The 24,166-nt window shown below is 59.9% G+C and carries 19 protein-coding genes and 6 pseudogenes; 15 read left to right on the plus strand and 10 right to left on the minus strand.

What is annotated here, in order from left to right; all coding sequences use genetic code 11:
- Positions 1 to 19: 19 nt before the first annotated feature.
- Entirely contained in the window at positions 20 to 442 is a 423-nt protein-coding gene (gene ndk, locus ACZ1HM_RS12245) for a nucleoside-diphosphate kinase (protein ID WP_472743019.1), read from the minus strand.
- 105 nt (positions 443 to 547) lie between these two features.
- Here ndk and ACZ1HM_RS12250 point away from each other — a divergent pair.
- The 3 genes and pseudogenes from ACZ1HM_RS12250 to ACZ1HM_RS12260 all read left to right on the plus strand — a co-directional run bounded on the left by ACZ1HM_RS12250 (position 548) and on the right by ACZ1HM_RS12260 (position 3,745).
- Positions 548 to 2,403, plus strand: a pseudogene (locus ACZ1HM_RS12250) (ABC-F family ATP-binding cassette domain-containing protein).
- 81 nt (positions 2,404 to 2,484) lie between these two features.
- Positions 2,485 to 3,115, plus strand: a pseudogene (locus ACZ1HM_RS12255) (MarC family protein).
- Between the two features lie 48 nt (positions 3,116 to 3,163).
- A complete protein-coding gene (locus ACZ1HM_RS12260) occupies positions 3,164 to 3,745 on the plus strand; it encodes a retropepsin-like aspartic protease family protein (RefSeq protein ID WP_472743020.1) in 582 nt (193 codons plus the stop codon).
- On the opposite strand, the gene ACZ1HM_RS12265 is transcribed toward ACZ1HM_RS12260, so the two are convergent.
- Together ACZ1HM_RS12265 and ACZ1HM_RS12270 are read right to left on the minus strand one after the other, a co-directional pair.
- Positions 3,742 to 4,209 carry a DNA polymerase III subunit chi gene (locus ACZ1HM_RS12265; protein ID WP_472743021.1) on the minus strand — a complete coding sequence of 156 codons (468 nt, stop codon included), beginning with the start codon at positions 4,207 to 4,209 and terminating at the stop codon, positions 3,742 to 3,744. The two genes, ACZ1HM_RS12260 and ACZ1HM_RS12265, sit on opposite strands and share 4 nt — an antisense overlap.
- 1 nt (position 4,210) lies before the next feature.
- Positions 4,211 to 5,683, minus strand: coding sequence for a leucyl aminopeptidase (locus ACZ1HM_RS12270; protein ID WP_472743022.1), 1,473 nt, complete (start codon positions 5,681 to 5,683; stop codon positions 4,211 to 4,213).
- A gap of 155 nt (positions 5,684 to 5,838) precedes the next feature.
- On the opposite strand from ACZ1HM_RS12270, the pseudogene lptF reads away from it, so the two are divergent.
- The 7 genes and pseudogenes from lptF to ACZ1HM_RS12305 all read left to right on the plus strand — a co-directional run bounded on the left by lptF (position 5,839) and on the right by ACZ1HM_RS12305 (position 13,792).
- A pseudogene (lptF, locus tag ACZ1HM_RS12275) lies at positions 5,839 to 6,947 on the plus strand (LPS export ABC transporter permease LptF).
- Positions 6,944 to 8,040 (plus strand): annotated as a pseudogene (lptG, locus tag ACZ1HM_RS12280) (LPS export ABC transporter permease LptG). Before lptF ends, lptG begins: the two co-directional pseudogenes overlap by 4 nt.
- A gap of 1 nt (position 8,041) precedes the next feature.
- Complete coding sequence (locus tag ACZ1HM_RS12285) at positions 8,042 to 10,180, plus strand: LPS-assembly protein LptD (RefSeq protein WP_472743023.1); 2,139 nt, start codon at positions 8,042 to 8,044, stop codon at positions 10,178 to 10,180.
- Between the two features lie 5 nt (positions 10,181 to 10,185).
- Entirely contained in the window at positions 10,186 to 11,409 is a 1,224-nt protein-coding gene (locus tag ACZ1HM_RS12290) for a peptidylprolyl isomerase (protein ID WP_472743024.1), read from the plus strand.
- A pseudogene (gene pdxA, locus ACZ1HM_RS12295) lies at positions 11,409 to 12,375 on the plus strand (4-hydroxythreonine-4-phosphate dehydrogenase PdxA). Before ACZ1HM_RS12290 ends, pdxA begins: the two are co-directional and overlap by 1 nt.
- Positions 12,372 to 13,214 (plus strand): 16S rRNA (adenine(1518)-N(6)/adenine(1519)-N(6))-dimethyltransferase RsmA, encoded by an 843-nt coding sequence (gene rsmA, locus ACZ1HM_RS12300; protein WP_472743025.1) that lies wholly within the window; start codon positions 12,372 to 12,374, stop codon positions 13,212 to 13,214. Before pdxA ends, rsmA begins: the two are co-directional and overlap by 4 nt.
- Positions 13,211 to 13,792 (plus strand): hypothetical protein, encoded by a 582-nt coding sequence (locus ACZ1HM_RS12305; protein ID WP_472743026.1) that lies wholly within the window; start codon positions 13,211 to 13,213, stop codon positions 13,790 to 13,792. The genes rsmA and ACZ1HM_RS12305 overlap by 4 nt, the downstream gene beginning before the upstream one ends.
- A gap of 77 nt (positions 13,793 to 13,869) precedes the next feature.
- Here ACZ1HM_RS12305 and ACZ1HM_RS12310 read toward each other — a convergent pair whose 3' ends face one another.
- The 3 genes from ACZ1HM_RS12310 to prfA all read right to left on the minus strand — a co-directional run bounded on the left by ACZ1HM_RS12310 (position 13,870) and on the right by prfA (position 16,523).
- Positions 13,870 to 14,427: a DUF4167 domain-containing protein gene (locus ACZ1HM_RS12310; protein ID WP_472743027.1), complete on the minus strand. Its 558-nt coding sequence runs from the start codon at positions 14,425 to 14,427 to the stop codon at positions 13,870 to 13,872.
- Between the two features lie 207 nt (positions 14,428 to 14,634).
- A complete protein-coding gene (gene prmC, locus ACZ1HM_RS12315) occupies positions 14,635 to 15,471 on the minus strand; it encodes a peptide chain release factor N(5)-glutamine methyltransferase (RefSeq protein WP_472743028.1) in 837 nt (278 codons plus the stop codon).
- Complete coding sequence (gene prfA / locus ACZ1HM_RS12320; RefSeq protein ID WP_472743029.1) at positions 15,468 to 16,523, minus strand: peptide chain release factor 1; 1,056 nt, start codon at positions 16,521 to 16,523, stop codon at positions 15,468 to 15,470. Before prfA ends, prmC begins: the two co-directional genes overlap by 4 nt.
- Before the next feature lie 63 nt (positions 16,524 to 16,586).
- On the opposite strand from prfA, the gene ACZ1HM_RS12325 reads away from it, so the two are divergent.
- Complete coding sequence (locus ACZ1HM_RS12325; protein ID WP_472743030.1) at positions 16,587 to 16,874, plus strand: hypothetical protein; 288 nt, start codon at positions 16,587 to 16,589, stop codon at positions 16,872 to 16,874.
- On the opposite strand, the gene ACZ1HM_RS12330 is transcribed toward ACZ1HM_RS12325, so the two are convergent.
- From ACZ1HM_RS12330 to ACZ1HM_RS12345, 4 genes and pseudogenes are all read right to left on the minus strand, one after another.
- Complete coding sequence (locus tag ACZ1HM_RS12330) at positions 16,815 to 17,243, minus strand: DUF1499 domain-containing protein (RefSeq protein ID WP_472743031.1); 429 nt, start codon at positions 17,241 to 17,243, stop codon at positions 16,815 to 16,817. The two genes, ACZ1HM_RS12325 and ACZ1HM_RS12330, sit on opposite strands and share 60 nt — an antisense overlap.
- Positions 17,244 to 17,284: 41 nt before the next feature.
- Positions 17,285 to 18,232 (minus strand): agmatinase, encoded by a 948-nt coding sequence (gene speB, locus ACZ1HM_RS12335; protein ID WP_472743032.1) that lies wholly within the window; start codon positions 18,230 to 18,232, stop codon positions 17,285 to 17,287.
- A pseudogene (gene speB / locus ACZ1HM_RS12340) lies at positions 18,229 to 19,193 on the minus strand (agmatinase). The gene speB (ACZ1HM_RS12335) and the pseudogene speB (ACZ1HM_RS12340) overlap by 4 nt, the downstream one beginning before the upstream one ends.
- 3 nt (positions 19,194 to 19,196) lie before the next feature.
- Complete coding sequence (locus ACZ1HM_RS12345; protein WP_472743033.1) at positions 19,197 to 20,366, minus strand: M20 aminoacylase family protein; 1,170 nt, start codon at positions 20,364 to 20,366, stop codon at positions 19,197 to 19,199.
- Positions 20,367 to 20,429: 63 nt separating this feature from the next.
- On the opposite strand from ACZ1HM_RS12345, the gene mazG reads away from it, so the two are divergent.
- Genes mazG through ACZ1HM_RS12365 form a run of 4 tightly spaced genes read left to right on the plus strand, consistent with a single transcriptional unit; the run spans position 20,430 to position 24,117 of the window.
- Positions 20,430 to 21,257, plus strand: coding sequence for a nucleoside triphosphate pyrophosphohydrolase (gene mazG / locus ACZ1HM_RS12350; RefSeq protein WP_472743034.1), 828 nt, complete (start codon positions 20,430 to 20,432; stop codon positions 21,255 to 21,257).
- Positions 21,258 to 21,314: 57 nt separating this feature from the next.
- Entirely contained in the window at positions 21,315 to 22,256 is a 942-nt protein-coding gene (locus ACZ1HM_RS12355) for a nucleoside hydrolase (RefSeq protein ID WP_472743035.1), read from the plus strand.
- Positions 22,253 to 22,702, plus strand: a complete 450-nt coding sequence (locus tag ACZ1HM_RS12360) for a GNAT family N-acetyltransferase (RefSeq protein WP_472743036.1) — start codon at positions 22,253 to 22,255, stop codon at positions 22,700 to 22,702. The genes ACZ1HM_RS12355 and ACZ1HM_RS12360 overlap by 4 nt, the downstream gene beginning before the upstream one ends.
- 5 nt (positions 22,703 to 22,707) lie before the next feature.
- Positions 22,708 to 24,117, plus strand: a complete 1,410-nt coding sequence (locus ACZ1HM_RS12365; protein WP_472743037.1) for a protein adenylyltransferase SelO — start codon at positions 22,708 to 22,710, stop codon at positions 24,115 to 24,117.
- The last annotated feature ends 49 nt before the right edge of the window (positions 24,118 to 24,166 follow it).

Below are 24,166 nucleotides of genomic sequence, written 5' to 3' on the forward strand. Positions count from 1 at the left end.
TCTTTAAGCGTGGCTTGGCTTAGCCAACCAGCTCCAGACCGGAGAAGAAATACGCGATCTCAACAGCTGCCGTCTCAGGCGCGTCGGAGCCGTGGACGGAGTTTTCGCCAACGCTTTCAGCAAATTCGGCACGGATGGTGCCGGGTGCCGCATCCGCAGGGTTGGTTGCACCCATCACTTCGCGGTTCTTTGCAATCGCATCTTCGCCTTCCAGAACCTGCGCCACGATCGGAGCAGAAGCCATGAATTCGCACAGCTCGTCATAGAACGGGCGTTCCGCGTGCACCTTATAGAACTCGCCCGCTTGCGCCTTTGACAGGTGAATGCGCTTGGACGCCACCACACGCAGACCTGCGTCTTCGAATTTCTTGACGATGGCACCGGTCAGGTTGCGGCGGGTGGCATCAGGTTTGATGATGGAGAATGTACGCTCAAGGGCCATGTGGCTTGCTCCTATGGGATGTGAATTTGCGCGCCTCCTAACATGGGGTATGGCCCTTGAAAACCCGCGATTGACCTCTCTTTCGCATTGGGTCACACCCGCCCCATGCTGCGTATTTCAGAAATCAACTATTCGGTCGAAGGCAGACCCCTGTTTGAGGATGCCTCTGCCGTCATCCCAGAGGGCCACAAAGTGGGCCTTGTCGGGCGCAACGGGGCTGGAAAAACCACCCTTTTCAAAATCATACGGGACGAGCTGAGCCTGGATGGTGGCACCATCTCTTTGCCGTCGCGCGCCAAGATTGGCGGCGTTGCCCAAGAGGTGCCTTCCTCAGCCACTTCACTACTGGACACCGTTCTGCAGGCCGATGTCGAACGCGCGAGCCTGATGGCTGAGGCCGACACCGCCACAGATCCCAACCGCATCGCAGAAATTCAGGCCCGTCTTGCCGATATTGACGCCTGGTCTGCCGAAGGCCGTGCCTCATCCATCCTGAAAGGTTTGGGCTTTGACGACGCCGAACAGCAGATGCCCTGCTCTGCCTTCTCAGGGGGCTGGCGGATGCGCGTGGCCCTGGCGGGCGTACTCTTTGCGCAGCCTGATCTGCTGCTTTTGGACGAACCTACGAACTATCTTGATCTGGAAGGCGCGCTTTGGCTGGAAAGCTATCTGGCCAAATACCCCCATACCGTCATCATCATCAGCCACGATCGCGGCCTGCTGAACCGTGCGGTGGGCGGCATTCTTCATCTGGAGGACCGCAAGCTTACCTATTATCAGGGACCTTACGACCAATTCGCCCGCCAACGCGCCGAACAACGCGCGGTTCAGGCGGCCATGGCCAAGAAACAGCAGGCCCGCCGTGACCACATGCAGGCCTTCGTTGACCGGTTCAAAGCCAAGGCGTCAAAGGCCAAACAGGCACAATCGCGCATCAAGATGATCGAAAAGATGGAGATGATCTCATCTCCTGAACAAGCCGCCAAGCGGGTCTTTACCTTTCCCGAACCAGAAGAGCTGTCGCCGCCCATCATCAACATCGAAGGCGGCGCTGTCGGCTATGACGGCACGCCTGTCTTGGGCAAATTGCAGCTGAGGATCGACCAAGACGACCGCATCGCGCTTTTGGGCAAGAACGGTCAGGGCAAATCCACTCTGTCAAAACTGCTGTCAGACCGGTTGCCGTTGCTGCAGGGCAAGGCCGTTAAGGCCAACAAGCTGCGCGTGGGCTTTTTTGCCCAGCACCAGGTGGAAGAGCTAAACATCAATGAAACGCCTCTGCAGCATATGATCGCTGCCCGGCCAGGCGTGTTGGCCACCAGGCTGCGCGCGCAACTGGCGGGCTTTGGCCTGGGCCCGGATCAGGCGGATACCGAGGTCCGCAGGCTGTCGGGGGGCAAAAGGCCCGGCTTTCGCTTTTGCTGGCAACGCTGGATGCGCCGCATCTGCTTATTCTGGATGAACCGACAAACCACCTGGATATCGAAAGCCGCGAAGCCTTGGTTGAGGCGCTGACCCAATACACCGGTGCCGTGATCCTGGTCAGTCACGACATGCACCTGCTGAGCATGGTGGCAGACCGGCTGTGGCTGGTCTCGGACGGGACGGTCAAACCTTACGACGAAGACCTCGAAGCCTACCGGCAGATGCTGCTTGCCCCGGCCAAGCCTGCGGGCAAAAACGCCAAAGCCAAGCCTGCACCAAAACCCAAACGCGCCAGCCGGGATGAGGTTTTGGCCCTGCGCGCCGAGGTACGCAAAGCCGAAGTGCGCCTGGAAAAACTGAACGACATGCGCGACCGGCTTTCGCAGAAACTGGCTGATCCTGAGCTTTACGAAGACAGCAACATCGGAGAGTTGGACGTGTGGAACAAGAAATACGCCGAAGTGATGGACGCGCTGGAGCGTGCTGAAACGCTGTGGATGCAGGCCGAAGAAAAACTGGAACGCGCCACCGCCTAAGCGGCATTTATCCCGTCGCAAAAGCCTATCCAGCCCGCTTGTGCCACAGCGCCTTACCCCTCTTGCCCCAAAGACTGCCCCATGCCTTTAGACACCGCCTATATGATCACCGCTCTTGTCACGATGTTCGTGGTGATTGACCCCATTGGCATCGCGCCGCTGTTTCTGGCCCTCACACCGGGCATGTCCGCAGCCCAGCGCCGCCGGATCGCGCTGCGGGCTGTCACAATTGCCTTTCTGGTGCTGGCGCTTTTCGCTTTCTTTGGCGAAGCGCTCTTGGGTTTTGTCGGCATCTCCATGCCCGCGTTCCGCATCGCGGGGGATTTTGCTGTTTCTGACAGCGCTCGACATGCTGTTTGAACGCCGCACCAAGCGCCGCGAGGACCGCAATGAGGAAACCGACTTTGATGACCCATCGGTTTTTCCGCTGGCCATCCCGCTGATGGCGGGCCCCGGCGCGATTGCGTCGGTTATTCTGTTGATCGGCGAAAGGCCCGGCGGCGAAGGCATGGTGACCGTGCTGGGGATCACAGCACTTGTGATGCTCGGCATGGTATTGATCCTGATGGCCAGCAGCTATGTGGACCGCTTGATCGGCAAAACCGGTATTGACGTGATCACCCGGATCCTGGGGATGTTGTTGGCAGCGCTGTCGGTTCAATTTGTCCTTGATGGCTTGGCCGCATTTGGTTTCGGGCCGGGGGCCTCCTGACAAAAGGGCGGGCCGTTCCTATATGATCCCCGAGCAAGGAGCGCATCTATGCAAAGCTTTCAGACCGCAGAGCTGATCTACCTCGTCGTGCTTTTGGCGATGGTGGGGGGATGGTTTTTTATGCAATCGCGTCCTAGCATGAACAAGACGCTCCAATATGCGGCGATTTGGGCGATGATCTTTATCGGTGGGGCCGCCGCCGTCGGGCTGTGGCAAGACATCAGCCGGGACGCACGACAATCGCAGATCAGCCTGTCTGGCAGTGATCAGATCATCGTGCCGCGTGCCCGTGACGGGCATTACTACCTCAGCTTGGACATCAACGATGCCAATGTGCGTTTTGTCGTGGACACAGGGGCGACGGACATGGTTCTGACCCAGGCAGACGCCGCACGGGCGGGTATCGACCTTGAGGCGTTAAACTATCTCGGTCGCGCGCGTACCGCCAACGGCGAAGTCCGCACCGCCTACGTCCAACTGGAGGAAGTGCGTCTGGGCACCGTGACGGACCGCAACGTGAATGCGGTTGTGAATGAAGGTGAGATGGCGCAGTCGCTTTTGGGGATGGGATACCTGCAACGCTGGGGACGCATTGAAATCGCGGACGGAGAACTTCTACTGACCCGCTAGGCGGTGCCGGTTTCCGCCTTCTTTTCCCAGCGTCCGCTTTCTTCAGACCAATATTGCGCAGCGCACCCCGCCTCTTTGAGCATTTTCCACTGCCCGCGCGCGGTCATGAGCGCCGCCTCGTCATTGCCGTCAAACAGCACGCAAACCCGGTCAAGGCGCTGAACCTCTTCGGCTGTGATGGCAGCCCCGTGTACGGACATCACGCAATTAGCCTTATTAGGAGCCTCAGCAGTGGCTGTCAGCAACACAGGCTGATCTGCGTCCTGCGCCCCGCCGGCCAGGCCATGGGGCAGGAAACCGTCCTCGGGCCCCAGCCAAAGCGCCTTATCCAGCGCCTCTAACCCGCCAGGATCGGTGCCGCGCACGGCCACGCGCCACCCGTTGTCGAGGGATTTGCCCAACAGCATCCGCAACGTTTCAACCAAAGGCCGCCGCGTAAGGTGGTAAAAGTAGGCCGCCCCCATGCTAGCCTTGCTCAAACTTGTCAGCGACAAGCCGGTTCAGGGCGGCAACACCCCAGCCTGTTGCGCCTTTAGGGGCCAGCGCAGTTTCGGATTTCACCGATGCAACACCGGCAATGTCCAGATGGATCCACGGCGTGCCCTCTTTGACAAACCGCTGCAGGAACTGAGCGGCAGTGATGGAGCCTGCCGGGCGACCGCCCACATTTTTCATATCCGCGATCCGACTTTTGAGCTGATCGTCATAGGCCTGACCCAGCGGCATCCGCCAGGCCCCTTCGCCTTCGGCCTCAGCCGCTTTGAGGAACGCATTGCAAAGTGCGTCATCGTTTGAGAATACACCGGCGTTTTCATGCCCCAGCCCGATGATGATGGCCCCCGTCAGCGTGGCCAGATCAATCATGCCAGCGGGCGAAAACCGCTCTTGCGCGTACCACATCACGTCGCACAGCACCAAACGGCCCTCTGCATCGGTGTTGATCACCTCCACCGTGTCCCCTTTCATGGAGGCGATGACATCGCCGGGACGTGTGGCATTGCCAGAGGGCATGTTTTCCACCAGGCCCACCAGCCCCACGACATTTGCCTTGGCCTTGCGCAGCGCCAGGGCCCGCATGGCACCAGCCACAACGCCCGCGCCGCCCATATCCATGGTCATGTCTTCCATCCCGCCCGCGGGTTTGAGGCTGATGCCCCCGGTGTCAAAGACCACGCCTTTGCCGATCAAGGCCAGCGGTGCGTCCCCTTTGTTGCCACCTGACCATTCCATCACAACAACCTTTGACGGGCTGTCTGATCCCTGCCCCACGGACAACAGCGTGCGCATGCCCAGCTTCTCAAGCTGGTCTTCCTCAAGCACTTCTACCTTTAACCCGATGCTTTCCATCTCAGCCAGTTGCGCAGCAAAGGCAGAGGTGGTCAGCACATTGGCAGGCGCATTGGTCAGATCGCGGGTCATAAAGGCCCCGTCCGCCACCGCCAGCAGCGGTGCGGCAGCCTCAGTTGCAGCCTCAGGCTTGTTGCACATCACTTTGACGGTGCCATCGCGCGGCTTTGGGGCGCTTTTGTTGTCCTCATAGGTGTAATCGCGCATGGCCAGACCGTAAGCCATCTCAGCAACGCGCCGGGTGTTTGCCGCCAAGATCAGCGCGTCGGACGTGCCCCGCTTTTTGGCCAAGGCGGCACCCGCTTTGCGCGCTTGCGCAACTGAGGCCGCCCGCGGCAGACACACCACATCGACAGCGTCCGCCGCCATCCCTGTTGGATAACCCATCGTGACCGTATCGCCGGGCTTGAGCTTGCCAAAAGCCTCACTTTCCACCAGCCGCGTCAGCGCACCCCGCGTCAGCCTGTTGACCCGGCGCGCGCCAACATCCAACCGCCCTTCTGGATCCACAAAGACCGCAACGCGCCCTGCGTGATCTGCGATCAGATCAATCTCAGTTTCGTGAAATGTGATAGGCGTCAATGCGGTCATGATGATCCTCTTTGTCATGTGTTCCGCAAGACTTAGCCCGACTGGCAATTGCTGACCAGTTAGCAGTTTGCCCCGGCGCGGTTTTACGCTAAACAAATCGGAAAAAGCCAGACAGGCATTCTTGGGGGACTGCAGTGGCACGGATTGACCGCTATATGCTGGCGCAGCTGCTTTTGCTGTTTGGCTTCTTTGCGCTCGTGCTTGTGGCTCTTTTCTGGATCAATCGCGCTGTTGTTTTGTTTGACCGGCTGATCGGTGATGGGCAATCTGCGCTTGTTTTCCTGGAATTTACCGCCCTTGGCCTGCCAAAGTTGATCACCACGGTATTGCCCATCGCCACCTTCGCCGGCGCGGTCTATGTCACCAACCGGATGAGCGGCGAATCTGAGATGACGGTTTTGCAATCCACCGGCAGCAGCCCCTGGCGATTGGGGCGGCCTGTGTTCATCTACGGGCTTTGTGTGGCCCTCATGATGAGCATTCTCAGCCATTTCCTGGTTCCCATGGCGCAAGCCCAGCTCAGCCAGCGCGAAACTGAGATTTCTCAAAACGTCACCGCAAGCCTGCTGCGCGAGGGGCGTTTCCTGCACCCCACTGAGAATGTCACCTTCTACACCCGCGTCATCGACGCCGACGGCGTGCTGAGGGATGTCTTTTGTCAGACCGGCGGGACCCTGCCGAAGGTGTGATCTATACTGCCGCTGAGGCCTATCTTGTCCGCAACGGAGAGGATACGACATTGATCATGGTAGACGGTCAGGCACAGCGGTTGGAAAAAGAACAACAAAGGCTTGCCACCGCGACGTTCCGTGATTTCTCATTTGATATCTCGTCGCTTGTGAGCGAAAGCGCCGGTCGCTCCGTGTCGGTTCCCAATATGGTGACACCCGCCTTGCTGCGCGATTGGGACGGCATCGCCAGCCAAACCGGTGACAGCAAAGGCGTCATCGCAGAAGAACTTCATTCCCGTTTCGCACAATCGCTCTTTTGTATCGTGGCCGCGTTGGTCGGTTTTGCGACCTTATTGGCGGGCGGCTTTTCCCGCTTTGGCGTCTGGCGCGAGATTGCCATCGCCTTTGCCATGCTGATTGCGATCGACGGCATACGCGGGACATTGGTCAACACGGTGCGCAGCGATCCGGGTGCCTGGCCGCTGATGTATGTCCCCTCCGCCATCGGCGCCTTGGTGGTCATCGGGTTGTTGTCGCATATCGCCAATCCCGGATGGCGGGCCCGCCTGAAACTGCGCAGGGCCGCCTCATGATCTTGCATGTCTACTTTGCCCGTCGCTTTGCCATGGCATTCGTGTTGATCACTGCCGTGCTTTTTGCGCTGGTGGTTTTGATCGACGCAGTGGAACAGGCCCGCAGATTTGGGCAATTTGACATCGGATGGCAGCGCATCCTGGGCCTGACCCTGCTGAACGCCCCGCAAACCATCAACTTGATCCTGCCGTTGATCATGATCCTGGCCACGATCACGCTCTTTATCTCGCTCGCCCGGTCGTCTGAGCTGGTGGTCACCCGCGCCGCTGGCCGATCCGCGTTGCGGGCATTGATTGCGCCTGTGGTTGTCGCCCTGATCATTGGCGGCTTGGCTGTGACGATGCTGAACCCGATCGTTGCAGCAACCAGCAACAGATACTTGCAGCTGTCAGAAAGCTACAAAGCGGGCGGTGCATCTGCCTTGTCTATTAGCGACGAAGGGCTTTGGCTGCGCCAAGGCAGCGCTGAGGGGCAGACTGTGATCCGCGCCTGGCGCTCAAACGCCGATGCCTCGGTGCTTTATGATGTGACCTTCCTGACCTATGACACCGCCAATGGCCCGATCCGCCGGATTGAGGCAGGCAGTGCCGCGCTACAAGACGGTAACTGGTCGCTGCGCAACGCCAAATCCTGGCCCCTGGCCCGCGGCACCAACGCAGAGGCCAATGCAGAGTTCTTTGAGACGCTGGTGATCCCCTCCACCCTGACATTGGAACGCATCCGCGAAAGCATTGGCAAACCCGCAGCCGTGTCGATCTATTACCTGCCCACCTTCATCCGCCAATTGGAGCAAGCAGGCTTTAGCGCGCGCAGCCACAAAGTGTGGCTTCAGGCCGAATTTGCGCGCCCCTCTTTTTGATGGCCATGGTCCTGATCGCCTCGGCCTTTACCATGCGCCACACCCGCTTTGGTGGCACGGGTGTTGCGGTGCTCTCTGCCGTGCTGTTGGGCTTTGCGCTTTATTTCGTGCGCAGCTTTGCGCAGATCCTGGGCGAGAATGGCCAGATCCCGGTGCTGCTGGCCGCTTGGGCTGCGCCGATTGCGGCCACGCTGTTGGCGCTTGGTCTTTTGCTGCATGCGGAGGATGGCTGAGATGCGCGGTCTCTTTGCCCTGCTCCTTGCGGTTCTTTTGCCCTGCGTGGCCCTGGCACAGACCGAACCTGCGGTGCTGATTGCCGATCAGTTGGTGATTGAACCGGACCGCAGCTTGGTGGCCCAGGGCAATGTGGAGGCCTTTCAGAACGGCACACGCATCCAAGCCAAGTCAATCCGCTACAACCCGGACACGGGCGGTTTGACCATTCAGGGGCCCATCACGCTTACCGAAGGGGCCGACACGGTGATCCTTGCCGACGCAGGCGAGCTGGACGCTGAATTTCGCAATGGTCTGCTGGTGGGGGCCCGCCTGATCCTGGCCCAACAGCTTCAAATCGCCGCCCTGCAAGTGGACCGGGTCGATGGACGCTACAACCAGCTCAGCAAAGCCTCTGTCACCTCATGTCGGATCTGCAATGATGGTGCACCGCCGCTGTGGCAAATCCGGGCGCGCCGGGTGATCCATGATGAGCTGGAACAGCAGCTTTATTTCGACGAAGCCCAGTTCCGCATTCTGAACGTGCCGGTGTTCTACCTGCCCCGTCTGCGGTTGCCGGGACCGCAATTGCGCCGGGCGACGGGTTTTCTGGTGCCGTCTGTGCGCACAACATCACAGTTGGGCACGGGGCTAAAGATCCCCTATTTCATCACCCTGGGTGAGCACCGGGACCTGACCGTCACGCCCTATCTGTCCAGCGTGACCCGCACGTTGGAGCTGCGCTACCGTCAAGCCTTCCGCCGGGGGCGCATCAACTTTGATGCCGCCATCACCCGCGATGATCAACAGCCCGGCCAGAACCGTGGATACCTCTTTGGTCAGGGTATCTTCACGCTTGAGCGGGATTATACCCTGACGTTCGACATTGAGACCACGACAGACCGTGGCTATCTCAATGAATACGGCTATTTCCTGCAAGATAGGCTGGAAAGCCAGGTGTCCGTTCTGCGCGCCCGGCGGGATCAGCTGGTGCGCGGCTCTCTTTACAACTTCGAAAGCCTCAGAGCGGGTGACATCAATGACAACCTGCCCACAGTGGTGTTTGATGGCGAATATGAGCGGCGTTATTTCCCCCGTGCCTTTGGCGGTGAATTGCGCCTGCGGGTTGAAGCTCACAGCCACCGCAGGAACTCAGACCTTGATGTGGACGGGCCTGATGATGATACCGAGGTCGATGGGCGCGACATTGCCCGTATTCACGGACGCGTGGATTACCTCAGGCGCTTTACCTGGCAGACGGGCCTTGTGACGGATGTTCAGGCCGGGGTCAGCTTCAACCTTTTTGACATCACGCAAGATGCCTCCTTTGCCCAGAACCAATCCGACATCGTGCCGCGCGCAGCGGTGACCTTTCGCTATCCCATGATCAGACGTGGGGCTGGCGGCATTACGGATGTGTTAGAGCCCGTGGCCCAAATTGGCTGGACGCGCGGCCACCGCTTGCTCGTACCGAATGAGGAAAGCACCCGCGTTGAATTTGACGAAGGCAATTTGCTGTCGCTGTCGCGCTTTCCCCGCCCCGACCGCCGCGAACGCGGGCTCGCAGCCGCTGTGGGCCTTTATTGGTCGCGCATCAACCCCCAGGGCTGGGACACAAACGTCACCTTGGGACAGGTCTTTCGCAAAGACGCCGATGATGATTTCTCATCCTCATCCGGTTTGCGCGGCACATCATCAAACTTCTTGCTGGCCGCACAGGTCAAGACCCCCAACGGCGTTTCCATAACGGGCCGTAGCCTGTTTGATAAGGAATTCCGCTTTTCCAAGGCTGAATTGCGCGGCAACTGGGGCTTTGCGCGGGGCAGTCTTGGCGGCTCATACGTCTGGTTGGATGAAGATCCCGCCGAAGACCGCGCAGAGGCGGTGTCAGAAATTTTGCTGGATGGACGGTTTGATATCAACCGCCATTGGGCCCTGCGCGCGGACTGGCGGTTTAACGTGGCAGACGACCGCGCCGCCACTGCGGGGCTGGGGCTGAGCTATAACAACGAATGCGTGGCAGTCGATGTCACTGTCGCCCGCAGCTATTCTTCGTCCACAGCGGTTGAGCCTACGACCAATTTCGGGTTTAACGTGGGCCTGAGGGGCTTTGCGGCCTCATCGGGCAACAAACAATACATTCGCTCATGCAACAGGTGAAGCTGATGACATTCTTCCCATCCATCCGGGGTTTTCTGGCCGCTGCGGCCACCGTCTTGACGCTTCAGACGGCGGATGCGCAGAACCTCTTTGCGCCCGCCGCGCGTGTCGACGACATGGTGGTCACCGAATTCGAAGTCCAACAGCGGATGCGGTTCATGCAATTGCTGAACGCACCCGGGACAGACCGCGAATCCGCGCTGAACACGCTAATTGATGACCGTCTGCGCGTGCGCGCCGTCGGTGACGCCGGGCTTGAGCTGACCGCCGAGGGTCTCCAAGAAGGTCTGGAAGAGTTCGCCGGTCGAGCCAACCTGACGGCAGAAGAATTTTCCCAATCTCTCGAACAGCAAGGCGTGGCGCGCGAAACCTTCCGTGATTTCGTTGCCAACTCCCTGTTGTGGCGCGAACTGGTCCGGGGCCTCTACCTGAACCGGGTGCAGATCAGCGAAGACGAGATTGATCAGGCGCTTGGCAACACCCGTTCGAACGGCAGCGGCATCCGGGTTTTGCTGTCTGAGATCATCATTCCCGCTCCGCCCCAGCGCGCGGCACAGGTCAACGCATTGGCCGACCGCATCGCGCAATCCCAGTCAGAGGGCGAGTTTTCGCGCTATGCCGCGCAGTATTCTGCAACCGCATCTCGTGGCCGTGGCGGACGCATGCCATGGACACCGCTGGAAAACCTGCCACCGTCACTGCATCCGATCTTGCTGGATCTGGGTGTGGGTGAGGTCACGGCCCCTCTGCCCATCCCGAACGCTGTGGCGCTGTTCCAACTGCGCGGGATTGAAGAAACCGGTACCCCCGCCAAAGAATACGCCGAGATTGAATATGCCGCCTACTACATCGCAGGCGGACGCAGTGAAGCAGGCCTCGCCGCCGCCGCCCGACTGCGTGCTGAGGTGGATGTCTGCGATGATCTTTACGGCATCGCCAAAGGCCAGCCCGAAGAAGTGCTTGAGCGCGGCGCAAAGGCACCCGGTGACATCCCCCGCGACATCGCGATTGAGCTGGCCAAGCTTGATCCGGGCGAAAGCTCCACCGCGCTGACCCGCTCAAACGGGGAAACGCTGGTGTTCTTGATGCTGTGCAACAGAACCGCCGCCGCCAATGCCGAAGCCACGCGTGAAAACGTGATCAGCGTCCTGCGCCAACGCAAGTTGCAAGGCTTTGCCAATGTGCTGATGGAACAGCTGCGCGCGGACGCACGCATCCTGATCCAGTAATGTCGCCGCTGCCGGTTGCCCTGACCTGCGGAGAGCCGGCAGGCATCGGTCCTGAGATCGCAGCCAAGGCGTGGCAAGAGCTGCGCGCAGACATCCCAATGGTGTTTTTGGGCGATCCTGCGCATCTGCCGCACTGGTACGCCCTACCAGATCATCGACAGCCCGGATGCGGCCATTGGCGTGACCCCGCAGGCCTTGCCGGTGATGGCGCGTGATTTTGGCCCAGCGGCCCGTCCCGGTCAGCCGCTGCCAGAGCACGCCAAGCATGTGATCGACATGATCGCCGAAGGGGTCAGGATGACCCAGCAGGCGCAGGCCGCCGCAGTATGTACGGCCCCCATCCACAAAAAGGCACTGATGGATGGTGCGGGTTTTTCATACCCCGGCCACACTGAATACCTTGCCGCATTGGCGGGGGTGGATGAGGTTGTGATGATGTTGGCCTCTGACGCCCTGCGCGTTGTCCCTGCCACCATCCACATCGCGCTTTCCGATGTGCCTCAGGCCCTCACCCCCAGCAAACTGCGACAGGTGATCGACATCACCCACCGCGGCCTGCAAGACCGCTTTGGCCTGGCCACGCCGCGTTTGGCCATCGCAGGTCTAAACCCCCACGCAGGTGAAGGCGGTGCGATGGGCCAAGAAGAGCTGAGCTGGATGAACAATCTGGTCACCACCATGCAGGCCGAAGGCTATGCCCTGAGCGGCCCCTTGCCCGCCGATACGATGTTTCACGCATCTGCTCGTGCGACCTATGATGCGGCGGTGTGCATGTACCACGATCAGGCGCTGATCCCGATTAAGACGCTGGATTTCGACCGGGGCGTGAACGTCACGCTGGGTCTGCCCTTTGTGCGTACATCGCCCGATCACGGCACCGCCTTCAACATCGCAGGCAAAGGCATCGCCAACCCCACCAGCATGATTGAAGCGATCAAGCTGGCCCATAAAATGGCCACCTCATGAGCGCGATTGACAGCCTGCCCCCGCTGCGCGAGGTGATCGCCCAACATAACCTGTCGGCGCGGAAATCCCTTGGGCAGAACTTCCTTTTGGATTTGAACCTCACCGCGAAAATTGCACGACAAGCGGGCGATCTGCACAATTGCGATGTGCTGGAGATCGGCCCCGGCCCCGGCGGGCTAACCCGGGGGCTGCTGTCTGAAGGCGCGCGCCATGTGTTGTGCATTGAAAAAGACAGCCGGTGCATTGCTGCCCTGAATGAGATTGCAGCAGCCTATCCCGGCAGGCTGACAATCGTCGAAGGCGACGCACTAGAGATCGACCCGCTGGCCCATCTAACGCCCCCCATCCGGGTGGCCGCCAACCTGCCCTATAACGTCGGCACTGAGTTGCTTGTCAGATGGCTGACCCCACCTGAATGGCCACCCTTCTGGCAAAGCCTGACGCTGATGTTCCAACGCGAAGTTGCCGAACGCATTGTGGCCCAGCCCGGCAGCAAGGCTTATGGCAGGCTGGCCATTCTGGCCCAATGGCGCGCTGAGGCTAAGATCGCGCTGCAGCTCCCGCCCGGGGCCTTCACGCCGCCGCCCAAGGTGTCCTCAAGTGTGGTGCATCTGACCGCTCTGCCGGAACCACGTTATCCGGCCGATGCCGCGGTGCTGTCGCGGGTTGTGGCAGCTGCGTTTAATCAACGCCGCAAGATGCTGCGCGCGGCCCTCAAAGGCGTGGCACCAGACATTGAGGACCGGTTGCTTGCGGCGGGGCTGAAACCAACCGACCGGGCTGAACAAATCCCTCTGGAAGGGTTCTGCGCGCTGGCCCGCGAAATTGCGGCCCCATGAGGTGGCTGGCCTGTCTTTTGGTGCTCTTGCTGACTGCCTGCGGCGGCTACGGCCCACAAACGGCCAACCCGGATGAGGTTGCAGCCCCGGCCCAGCGGCTGCGCGCCCTGTCGCCCCAGGTGGACCCCACCGAGGCGCAGCGCGCCGCCGCCCTCACCTTTGCAACCACCCAAGCGTTGGCCCGCAGCTATCAAATCACCGACCCGCCGCTGATCCACAACGCCAAGGTCAACGCAGGCACCAAGCCGCGGGGCCTGTGTTATCATTGGGCCGAAGACCTGCAAGCGCGGTTGGAACAAGAGGGCTTTGTCACGTTGGACATCGCGCGTGCGATTGCGAATGCTGACAGCGCCATTTTAATCGACCATTCCACGGCGGTGATCACAGCAGCAGGGGCCGCAATGGAAACCGGCGTTGTTGTGGATCCGTGGCGATATGGTGGCCGCCTATTTTGGGAAAACGTGGCTCAAGACACCCGATACGATTGGCAACCGCGCGCGCAGGTGCTGCGCGAAAAAGGCCGTATCCGTTATGTGCACCGCACGACAGGATCACTGGCCGCGCCCCCGCGGCTTTGACTGCATGCTCCGAAAGCCCTGAGCCCATCAACAAAGCCAGCCACAAAAAAGGCCCGGTGTTTGCCGGGCCTCTGTGATTATTCTGCCGCTTCCGGCTGATCCCCGCCATCCGGTGCTGGCGGCTGATCGGCATCCGCTTTGGGCTTGGGCTTGCGGCGGGGCGCGCGTTTGGGCTTGGGTTTGCTCTCAGGCGTTTCAACAAGACCGCTATCATCGTCAGAGACTTTGGCCTCGCCCTCCACCTCTGGCTGAGGCTGGGATTGAGGCTGAGGCGCCTGTGAGGCCTGATTGCTCTCACGCTCCTGCCGCTCCGCCCGCTCGCGATCCCGCTCGGCCTGGCGTTCGCGGTTCTGACGCTCTTGCTCTTCGCGGCGCTGCTCTTGTTCCCGCTGAGCCTCCGCCAACAGGCGCAGGTAGTGCTCAGCATGCTGCTGGAAGTTCTCAGCCGCCACGCGGTCATTGCTTAGCTGCGCATCACGGGCAAGCTGATTGTATTTCTCAATCACCTGCTGCGGGGTGCCGCGCACTTTGCCTTCGGGTCCTGAACTGTCAAAGACACGGTTGACGACGTTGCCGCCCTGTTGGTTGCGGTTACGGTTATTCTTCGACCGGGACCGGGATCTTGTGGACTTCATGAAAGGATAACAGCCTTTGGTGCTTTTCGCTTTTTAACCGAACGGCGCAGGGCGCATCATATTGTCGGTAGATGGGAGTGTTGGGCAATCTGCCGCGCGGGACCGCCTAAGCATCCACCGCTACAACATCTTTGAATAAGCATGGCTGGACGAGCACGGCAAGCGAAAACGCACAAAAAGGCGCAATTGGCAGGTGAATTTGCAAATCTATGCCGGTTCGCTTGCGCAAACGACACGGTCCTTGCCACCCAGATCCTGCACCACCTCAACAGAGGCCCAGCCAGACCGCATGAAAATCTCAGCAACAGCTGGCCCCTGTTGCCACCCGATCTCAACCATCACGCGTCCAGCAGGCGTCAGATACCCCTGCGCCTCTTGGGCGATAACGCGGTATGCAGACAACCCATCAAACCCATCTGTCAGGGCCATGCGCGGCTCATGTTCGCGCACCTCTGGCGCAATGGAGGGCATCTCGGATGCAGCAATATAGGGCGGATTGGCGACGATCAGATCAAACCGGCCTTGGACATTTTCAAACCAATCAGACTGCAAGACATCTGCCCGCCCGCTCACGCCAAAATGCACCGCATTGGCGCTGGCCTGCAGACAGGCATCCTCTGACAGATCAACGCCCACGCCTTTTGCATCGGGCTGTTCAGCCAAGAGCGTGACCAGAATACAGCCCGATCCCGTCCCCAAATCCAGCACCGTATCAAAGGGCCGCGTCAGCGCCATTTCGATCAACGTCTCCGTTTCTGGGCGCGGGTCCAGCACATTGCGGCTAATCTTGAAATCACGGCCATAAAACGCCCGGCTGCCCACCAGTTGAGACACCGGCACCCGCACAGCCCGCAAGGCAATCAGATGCTCAAAACGTTCTTCGATCTCAGGGGCAATTTCCTCAGGCGCGATCAATGTGACCCGTGCGGCATCGACCGATGCGGCATGGGCCAACAGAACCCGCGCATCCCGCGCAGGATCCGGCACGCCCGCCGCCCGCAGCCGTGACGCCGCCGCCGCCATCGCTTCACCTGCTGTGCTCATTGGTTCATCTCAGCCATTTGCTGAGCCTGCGCATCTGCAGTGAGCGCGTCAATGATTTCGTCCAAATCGCCCTGCATCACCGCATCCAGACGGTAAAGGGTCAGGTTGATCCGGTGATCTGTCATGCGCCCTTGGGGGAAGTTGTAGGTGCGGATCCGCTCAGACCGGTCGCCAGATCCCACTTGGGCCGCCCGGTCGGCTGAGCGTTCGTCATCCACACGTGAGCGTTCCAGATCATAAAGCCGGGCCTTGAGCACCTGCATTGCCTTTTCACGGTTGCGGTGCTGGGACTTTTCCGAGCTGGTGACCACAATGCCGGTTGGCAAATGGGTGATGCGCACCGCGGAATCGGTGGTGTTCACGTGCTGGCCGCCCGCGCCTGAGGACCGCATGGTATCAATCCGCAGATCATTGGCGTTTATCTCAATGTCGACATCCTCGGCTTCGGGCAAAACCGCGACGGTTGCGGCAGAGGTGTGGATACGCCCGCCGCTTTCCGTGCTGGGCACCCGCTGCACCCTGTGCACACCACTTTCAAACTTCATGCGCGCAAAGACATTCTGGCCTGTGATATGCGCCACAACTTCCTTCACGCCGCCCAGCTCCGTCATCTGCTCTTCGATCAAATCAAAGCCCCAGCCGCGCGCTTCGGCATAGCGTTGGTACATGCGCAACAAATCCGCCGCAAAAAGGGCGGCTTCGTCGCCCCCAGTCCCGGGCCGGATTTCCAGCATCGCAGGCTTTGCATCCGCCGCATCCTTAGGCAGCAGCGCAATCTGCAACGCCTCTTCGGCCTGCGGCAACGCGGCTTTCAGCGCGGGCAATTCATCCTGCGCCAGCTCAGCCATTTCGGGATCGTCCAGCATGGCTTCGGCTGCGGCAAGATCATCCAACAACTGGCGATAGGCCAAAACCTGCTCAACCACCGGCTTAAGATCCGCGTATTCCTTGGCCAGGGCGGCAAAGTCCGCCCCGTCTGATCCGGCAGACATAGACGCTTCCAGGTACTGAAAACGCTGCACGATCTGTTCAAGGCGGTCCATGGGTATCATGGCGACCTCATGTCGCTGATGGAAAGGGCTTGGTCAAGAGCGGGTTCGTGGTATGATAGCACCATGAAACGTCTTAGCTTCTTTATCGCTCTTCTTGCGCTGCCAGCGTCGGCAGATGTCACATCCCCAAGTGGTAAAACGGTTGATTGCTATTGCACGGACCGGAACCGCAACCGGATCGAACTGGGGGAAATGATCTGCATGCAGGTAGATGGCCGCATGTTCATGGCGCAGTGTCAGATGTCTTTGAACGTGCCCATGTGGCGCGAGGTCCAACAGGGGTGCCTGTCCTCAGAGCTGCGCAGCAGCGAGCCACCCTTTAATCCGCTTGGTGTTTACCCCAAGATCTGACCGTCCAAAGCGCAAGCGCCCGTAAACCTCCAGATACCGCGTGCCGTCGGGCATCGCGTAAAGGCCGATCGTAGTATAATCGGGAAATCCGACCACGGCGGTCCGGCTGATCAAAGTGATCTGACCCTCCTCAACCGATCCTGCCAGAACGCGCGTGCGCGGATCTTTCTGGGCAGCGCCCACAACCGATCTGAACTCTGATACGCCGTCCCCGTCCACAACCTTGCGCCAGATGTAGCCATTCTTGCGTTTGACCGTTTCGACGGCCGCAGGTTTGGCCTGTTTGTGCCACCGCACCGGATCTGAGGGGGCGAGCCGCACATAGACCGCGAAGGCCACCAGAATTGCCAATATCAACCAAATAGCCATGCGGCCTGTCTCCTTTAATTTGTTCACACCAGGTCTGCTCGTTACCGGTAGGCAACGCCGGGCAGAACGCAAAGCATCTCATAAAGAATGTTCGCACCAGTTAAGGCCGTATTCCCGCTTGTGTCATAGGGAGGCGAAACCTCAACCAGATCGCCACCGACGATGTTCAGGCCACGCAACCCTCGGATCAACTCCATGGCCTGCGGGGTGGTCAACCCGCCGATCTCAGGCGTGCCAGTGCCGGGGGCATAGGCGGGATCGAGGCTGTCGATGTCATAGGTCACATAGGTCGGCAGCCCGCCGATATCGCGCCTGATCTCAGCACTGAGCGAGGCAAGGCTGCGCCCCCACAGCTCTTGCGCCAAGAACTGCTGAAATCCCCAGCCAGCGGCCTCTTTGAAATCTTCTGCCGAATACCCCGTGCCGCGCAGGCCAATTTGGTAGGTTTTTGAGGCGTTTATCAGCCCTTCTTCATATGCGCGTCGAAACACGGTGCCATGGGCCTCTTTCTCTCCGAACATCTCGTCGTTCACATCGGCATGGGCATCCACGTGCACCAGCGCAACCGGCCCATGTTTGGCGGCAATCGCACGCAGGATCGGCAATGTCAGGGAATGATCGCCGCCAATGGCCAGCGGGATCACATCTGACTTTAAGATACCACCGTAACTATCTGAAATGATGCGCAGGCTTTCGGCCAATGAAAACGTATTGATGGCCAGATCGCCAATGTCTGCCACCTGCAGACTGTCAAAGGGCGCGGCACCAGTCGCAAGGTTATAGGGCCGCAACATCGCGCTTTCGGCGCGCACCTGTTTTGGCCCAAAGCGCGTCCCGGACCGCCAAGAGGTGCCGATATCAATGGGCACCCCCAACACGGCCACATCAAGCCCGGACAGATCCGCTGCCGAGGGCAGCCGCATGAACGTATTGGGCCCCGAGAACCGCGCCAGATCATTGCCGCTGATGGGCTGGTTCTTGTCCGTCATGCCTGACGCATCCTGGCACCCAGCAGCGACAAAAGCTCTGTTGCGACATGCGCGCCGGCAATGGCTGTGGCCCCTGTGGTGTCAAAGGGGGAGAGACTTCTACCACGTCCCCGCCCACTATGTTGATCCCCGCAAGGCCGCGCAGCATCGCGGCTGCCTGCGCTGAGGTCAGCCCGCCCCAGACCGGCGTGCCCGTCCCCGGCGCATAGGCCGGATCAAGCGCGTCAATGTCCCAGGTAAGATAGCATGGCCGCGTGCCCAAGATCTCTTTCACCCGTGCAACCACCGCCATTGGGCCAATCTCATGCACTTCTGCCGCGTCGATGATGTGCACACCCAACGTGTCTTCGTTCACCGTGCGAATACCAACCTGTACCGAGGTCGCAGGATCAACGATGCCGGACTTCACCGCCTTGTAAAACATGGTGCCGTGGTCGATCCGGTCCATGTCATCGTCAACCCAGGTATCGGTATGGGCATCAAACTGCAGCAGGCTGATCGGCCCGTATTTTTCGGCATAGGCCTTTAGGATTGGGTAGGTGATATAGTGATCGCCCCCCAACACAACGCTGGCGGCACCAGCGTCCAAAATGCCCCGGATATGCCCTGTCAGCGCATCCGGAAAGGCCGGGACATTGGCGTGATCAAAGGCCAGATCACCATAGTCTGCGATGGCAAATTCGCTCAGCACATCGAAATCCCAACCATAGGGCGCATCGGGTGCCTGCAAGGCGCTCGCCTCGCGGATCGCGCGGGGGCCCAGGCGTGTGCCGGGCCGGTTGGTAACGGCCTGATCAAAAGGCACGCCCGTCACAGCGATATCAACGCCCGTCAGATCCTTGGTGTACTTGCGCCGCAAAAACGACGTCGCACCGCCAAAGGTCACTTCAAAGCTGGGGCCTTTGAGGTCTTCACGGGTGAAGGCCAGATCAATCTGGTTCTTTGCATCCTCAAGCGCCATGGATCAGCCCGCCGCCAAAGGCTGTGCATGCTCCACCAGCCGCACAAAATAAGAGGCCCCGATGGGTGCGATGTCATCATTGAAGTTATAGCCCGGGTGATGCAGCCCCGGCCCTTCGCCCTGCCCCAAAGCCACATAGGCACCGGGCACGGCCTCAAGCATGAAAGAGAAATCCTCTGATCCCATGACCGGTGGCATCGCAGGCATGACCGCCTCTTGCCCCGCAACGTCGCGGGCGACATCCACCGCAAATTGGGTTTTGGCCGCGTCATTCACCGTTGCCGGATAGCCGTATTCAAAATTCAGCTCTGCTTTCAGCCCGTAGGCCGCGGCATGACCGTCAACAAGTGCCTGCATCCGCGCCACCACCATCGCCTGCACCTCTTTGCTGAAGGTGCGGCAGGTGCCGTTGATCATCGCTGTTTCCGGGATCACATTGTCAACCGTGCCGGTGTGGATCTGCGTCACCGAGATGACCAAACGCTCCAACGGATCAAGGTTCCGGCTGACGATGGATTGAAACCCTTGCACCAGCGAACAGGCCGCCACGACCGGATCCACGCAATTGTGCGGTTGCGCCCCATGACCGCCCACGCCTGTTAAGGTCACGGTAAAGGTATCGGCAGCCGCCATCACCGGACCGGGCGTGGTAAAGAAATGGCCCAAAGGCAGCCCCGGCGCGTTGTGCATGGCATAGACCTCAGAGATGTCGAACCGGTCCATGATCCCTTCTTGGACCATAACCTCAGCACCGCCCCCCTGCTCTTCGTCGGGCTGAAAGATCAACGCCACGCGGCCCGAAAACTTGCGCGTCTCTGCCAGATACTTCGCAGCCCCCAACAACATCGTTGTGTGCCCGTCATGGCCGCAGGCATGCATTTTGCCTGCATGGGTGGAGGCGTAGTCCACACCTGTCTCTTCTGTGATGGGCAACCCGTCCATATCGGCGCGCAGCCCAATCGTTGGCCCATCCCCCTGCCCGTTGATGATGGCCACGATACCTGTCTTAGCGATGCCGGTATGCAGCTCATCCACGCCAAACTCTTTGAGACGTTCAATCACAAAGGCCGAGGTTTGGTGGCATTCCAGCCCCAGCTCAGGGATGGTGTGCAAATGCCGCCGCCATGCTGTCATATCGGCGCTGTAATCCGCAATTCGGTTAATCACTGGCATGGGCTGGACTCCTTTTCGCGGCTGCAACAGGGTGCATCTGACACACAAAAAGGCAAAGCTGCAATGGGCGACGACCTGATACACGACAATGACGCTGGGATAGAACGCTTGCTGGAAATCATGCGCCGCCTGCGCGACCCCGAAACCGGCTGCCCGTGGGATATTGAGCAGGACTTTGACAGCATCGCGCCCTACACCATCGAAGAAGCCTATGAGGTCGCGGACGCGATTGAGCGGCGCGATTGGGCGGAGTTGGAAGGCGAATTGGGCGATCTGCTGCTGCAATCGGTCTATCACACCGCGATGGGCGAAGAGGCTGGCCACTTCACCTTTCAGTCCGTTGTCCAGAACATCTCAAACAAGATGGTGGCCCGGCATCCGCATGTGTTTGGGCAAGAAAGCCGTGACAAAAGCGCAGAGCAACAGACCGCTGACTGGGAAGCGATCAAGGCGCAAGAGCGTGCAGGCAAAGCGCAAAGCGGCGCGTTGGACGGGGTTGCGGTGGGTTTGCCAGCCTTGCTACGGGCGCTCAAACTGCAAAAACGGGCAGCGCGGGTGGGCTTTGATTGGCCCGACACCGACAAGGTGATCGACAAGCTGATCGAAGAAGCAGGCGAGCTGGTGGAGGCGCGCGATACCCTGACACCGGATGCGGTTGAAGATGAGTTTGGGGATTTGCTTTTTGTCATGGCCAACCTTGGGCGCCATCTGGGCGTGGATCCAGAAGCTGCGTTAAGGCGCACAAACGCCAAGTTTATCCGCCGCTTTGAAGCGGTCGAAGCGCGTCTGGCCGCACTTGGCAAAACGCCAGGCGACAGTAATCTCGAAGAGATGGACGCGCTTTGGGATGCGGTCAAAGTGGATGAGCGGCAGCGCGCCGCAAAGACCTGACGCGCCCCTTTTGTTCTGAGGGACGATCGCTTATCTGTGCCCGGTAAAGGAAGTGACATGGCACCCCAAAAAATCATCATTGATACAGATCCCGGCCAAGATGACGCGGTCGCGATCTTGCTGGCATTGGCCAGCCCCGAAGACCTTGACGTGTTGGGCATCACCTGTGTTGCAGGCAATGTCCCGCTGGATCTGACATCAAAGAATGCGCGTATTATCTGTGAGTTAGCGGGCAAAACGGATGTTGCGGTTTATGCCGGATGTGACCGCCCCTTGGGCCGCGACTTGGTTACGGCAGAGCATGTGCACGGCAAAACCGGCCTGGATGGCCCCAACCTGCCCGACCCGCAGATGCCGCTGGCCCAAGGTCATGCGGTAGACTTCATTATTGACACCCTGCGCGCAGAGCCTGCGGACAGCATCACGCTTTGCCCGCTTGGCCCGCTCACCAACATCGCAACCGCGTTCCAAAAGGCCCCTGACATTGCGCAGCGCGTGAAGCAGATCGTCCTGATGGGCGGCGGCTATTTCCAAGGCGGCAACATCACGCCAACTGCTGAATTCAACATTTACGTCGACCCGCAAGCCGCCGATATCGTGTTTAAATCAGGCGTTGATATTGTTGTTATGCCGCTGGATGTCACGCACAAGGCACTGGTGACGAAACCCCGCAACGATGCCTTCCGCGCTCTGGGCACACCGGTTGGGATTGCAGTGGCAGAGATGACCGATTTCTTTGAACGGTTTGACAAGGAAAAATATGGCTCTGCCGGGGCACCATTGCACGACCCTTGTGTCACCGCCTATCTCATCCAGCCTGAACTTTTCGCGGGCCGTCACATCAACGTTGAGATCGAAACACAATCAGAGCTGACCATGGGCATGACCGTCGCCGATTGGTGGCGCGTGACGGACCGCCCGCCAAATGCGACGTTCATGGGGGATATCGACGCTGACGGCTTTTTCGCCCTTCTCACCGAACGATTGGCCCGGTTGTGAGCGCGGCCCTCACCCTTGCCAAACCCGAACATCTGGAAAAGGTGGTCAAGCTTTGTACCGCTTTTCATACCGAAGAAGGCATCAGCCTGAACGACGAGGCGCGCAAAGCAGGTTTGTTGCCGCTGTTAGAGGGGCAGCCATATGGTGCCATCTATCTGATCGGTCCGGCTTCGGCTCCCATCGGCTATATCGTGGTCTGTTTTGGCTGGTCGGTGGAATTTGGCGGGCTCGATGCCATCATTGATGAGCTTTATATCCGGCCCGGCGTGCGCGGGCGCGGCATCGCAACAGAAGCGTTGATTGCCTTGCCACGCGCCCTGTCTGGCGCGGGCCTAAGGGCCATCCACCTGGAAGTGGACCGGACCAATGCGGCCGCCCTGAAGCTATATAAACGCGCCGGGTTTCAGCCAAGAGACCAATATATGTTCATGTCAAAGCAGCTTTGAAACCGATGCACATCCCCTTTGATAACAGCTACGCCACTCTGCCCGACGGCTTTTACACCAAGCTCACGCCAACCGCGGTCTCAGACCCAAAGCTGCTGGCCTTCAACGATGATCTTGCGGCCCTCTTGGGCATTACCGCAGGCGATGTGGAAGGTTTGGCGGCGGTCTTTGGCGGCAACAGCGTGCCACAAGGCGCAGAGCCGCTGGCGCAGCTTTATGCAGGCCACCAATTTGGCACCTATAACCCGCAGCTGGGCGATGGCCGGGCCCTTTTGCTGGGCGAAGTTGTCGGCACGGACGGGATACGCCGGGACATCCAGCTCAAAGGGTCAGGTCCAACGCCCTATTCGCGGATGGGCGATGGCCGCGCGTGGCTGGGTCCGGTGCTGCGCGAATATGTGATCTCAGAGGCGATGCACGCCCTTGGCATTCCCACCACCCGCGCGCTGGCCGCTGTTGCGACCGGCGATCAGATCTGGCGCGAACAAGGGGCGCTGCCCGGTGCGGTGCTGACCCGCGTGGCGCAAAGCCATCTGCGCGTGGGTACGTTTCAGATCTTTGCCCACCGCGGCGAAGTTGAGAACCTTGCCAAACTAACCCAATACGCCATTGATCGGCATTACCCTGAGGCCAAAGGCCCCATGGACCTGTTGCGCGCGGTCTGTGCCGCACAGGCTGATTTGTTGACCCGCTGGATGTCGGTGGGCTTTATCCACGGCGTGATGAACACCGACAATTGCACCATCAGCGGAGAGACCATTGATTATGGCCCCTGCGCGTTTATGGACGCGTTTCACCAGAACCGGGTCTACAGCTCCATTGACCAGCAAGGCCGCTATGCTTTTGGCAATCAGCCAAACATCGTGGTGTGGAACATGGCGCAGCTTGCCACCAGCCTGATCCAGCTTTTCGATGACCGCGACGCCGCCGTTGAAGAAGCCACCGAGATTGTGCACGCCATGCCAGCTTTGCTGGAAGCCGGGTGGCGGCAGCGGTTTGGGGCCAAGATCGGCCTTGCCTCAGCCACAGCCGAGGACACCAAGCTGATCGAAGACCTGCTTGCGTTGATGCAGAAAGATGGTGCTGATTTCACCAATACCTTCCGCGCGCTTGGCACCGACGCTGCGCGTGACCAGCTAACGGACCGCGACGCATTTGATGCCTGGGCCGCGCTTTGGCAGGCCCGTTTGGCGCGCGAAACGGGCGCGCGCGACCGGATGGCCGCCGCCAACCCCGCTGTCATCCCGCGCAACCACCGGATGGAGGAGATGATCCAAGCTGCCGTTGCAGAGGACATGGCCCCATTTAAACGGCTGATGGGCGCGCTGCGGACACCTTTCGTCGAAACGGACGCCGAGCTTAGCCGACCGCCTGCCCAGTCAGAGATCGTGCCAGCCACCTTCTGCGGCACCTAAAGCGCGCTTGGGCAACGGTCTTTGGCGGCCTCTAAGACGCCAAGCTCAC

It is taken from the genome of Sulfitobacter sp. GN1-4 (genome assembly GCF_055693825.1).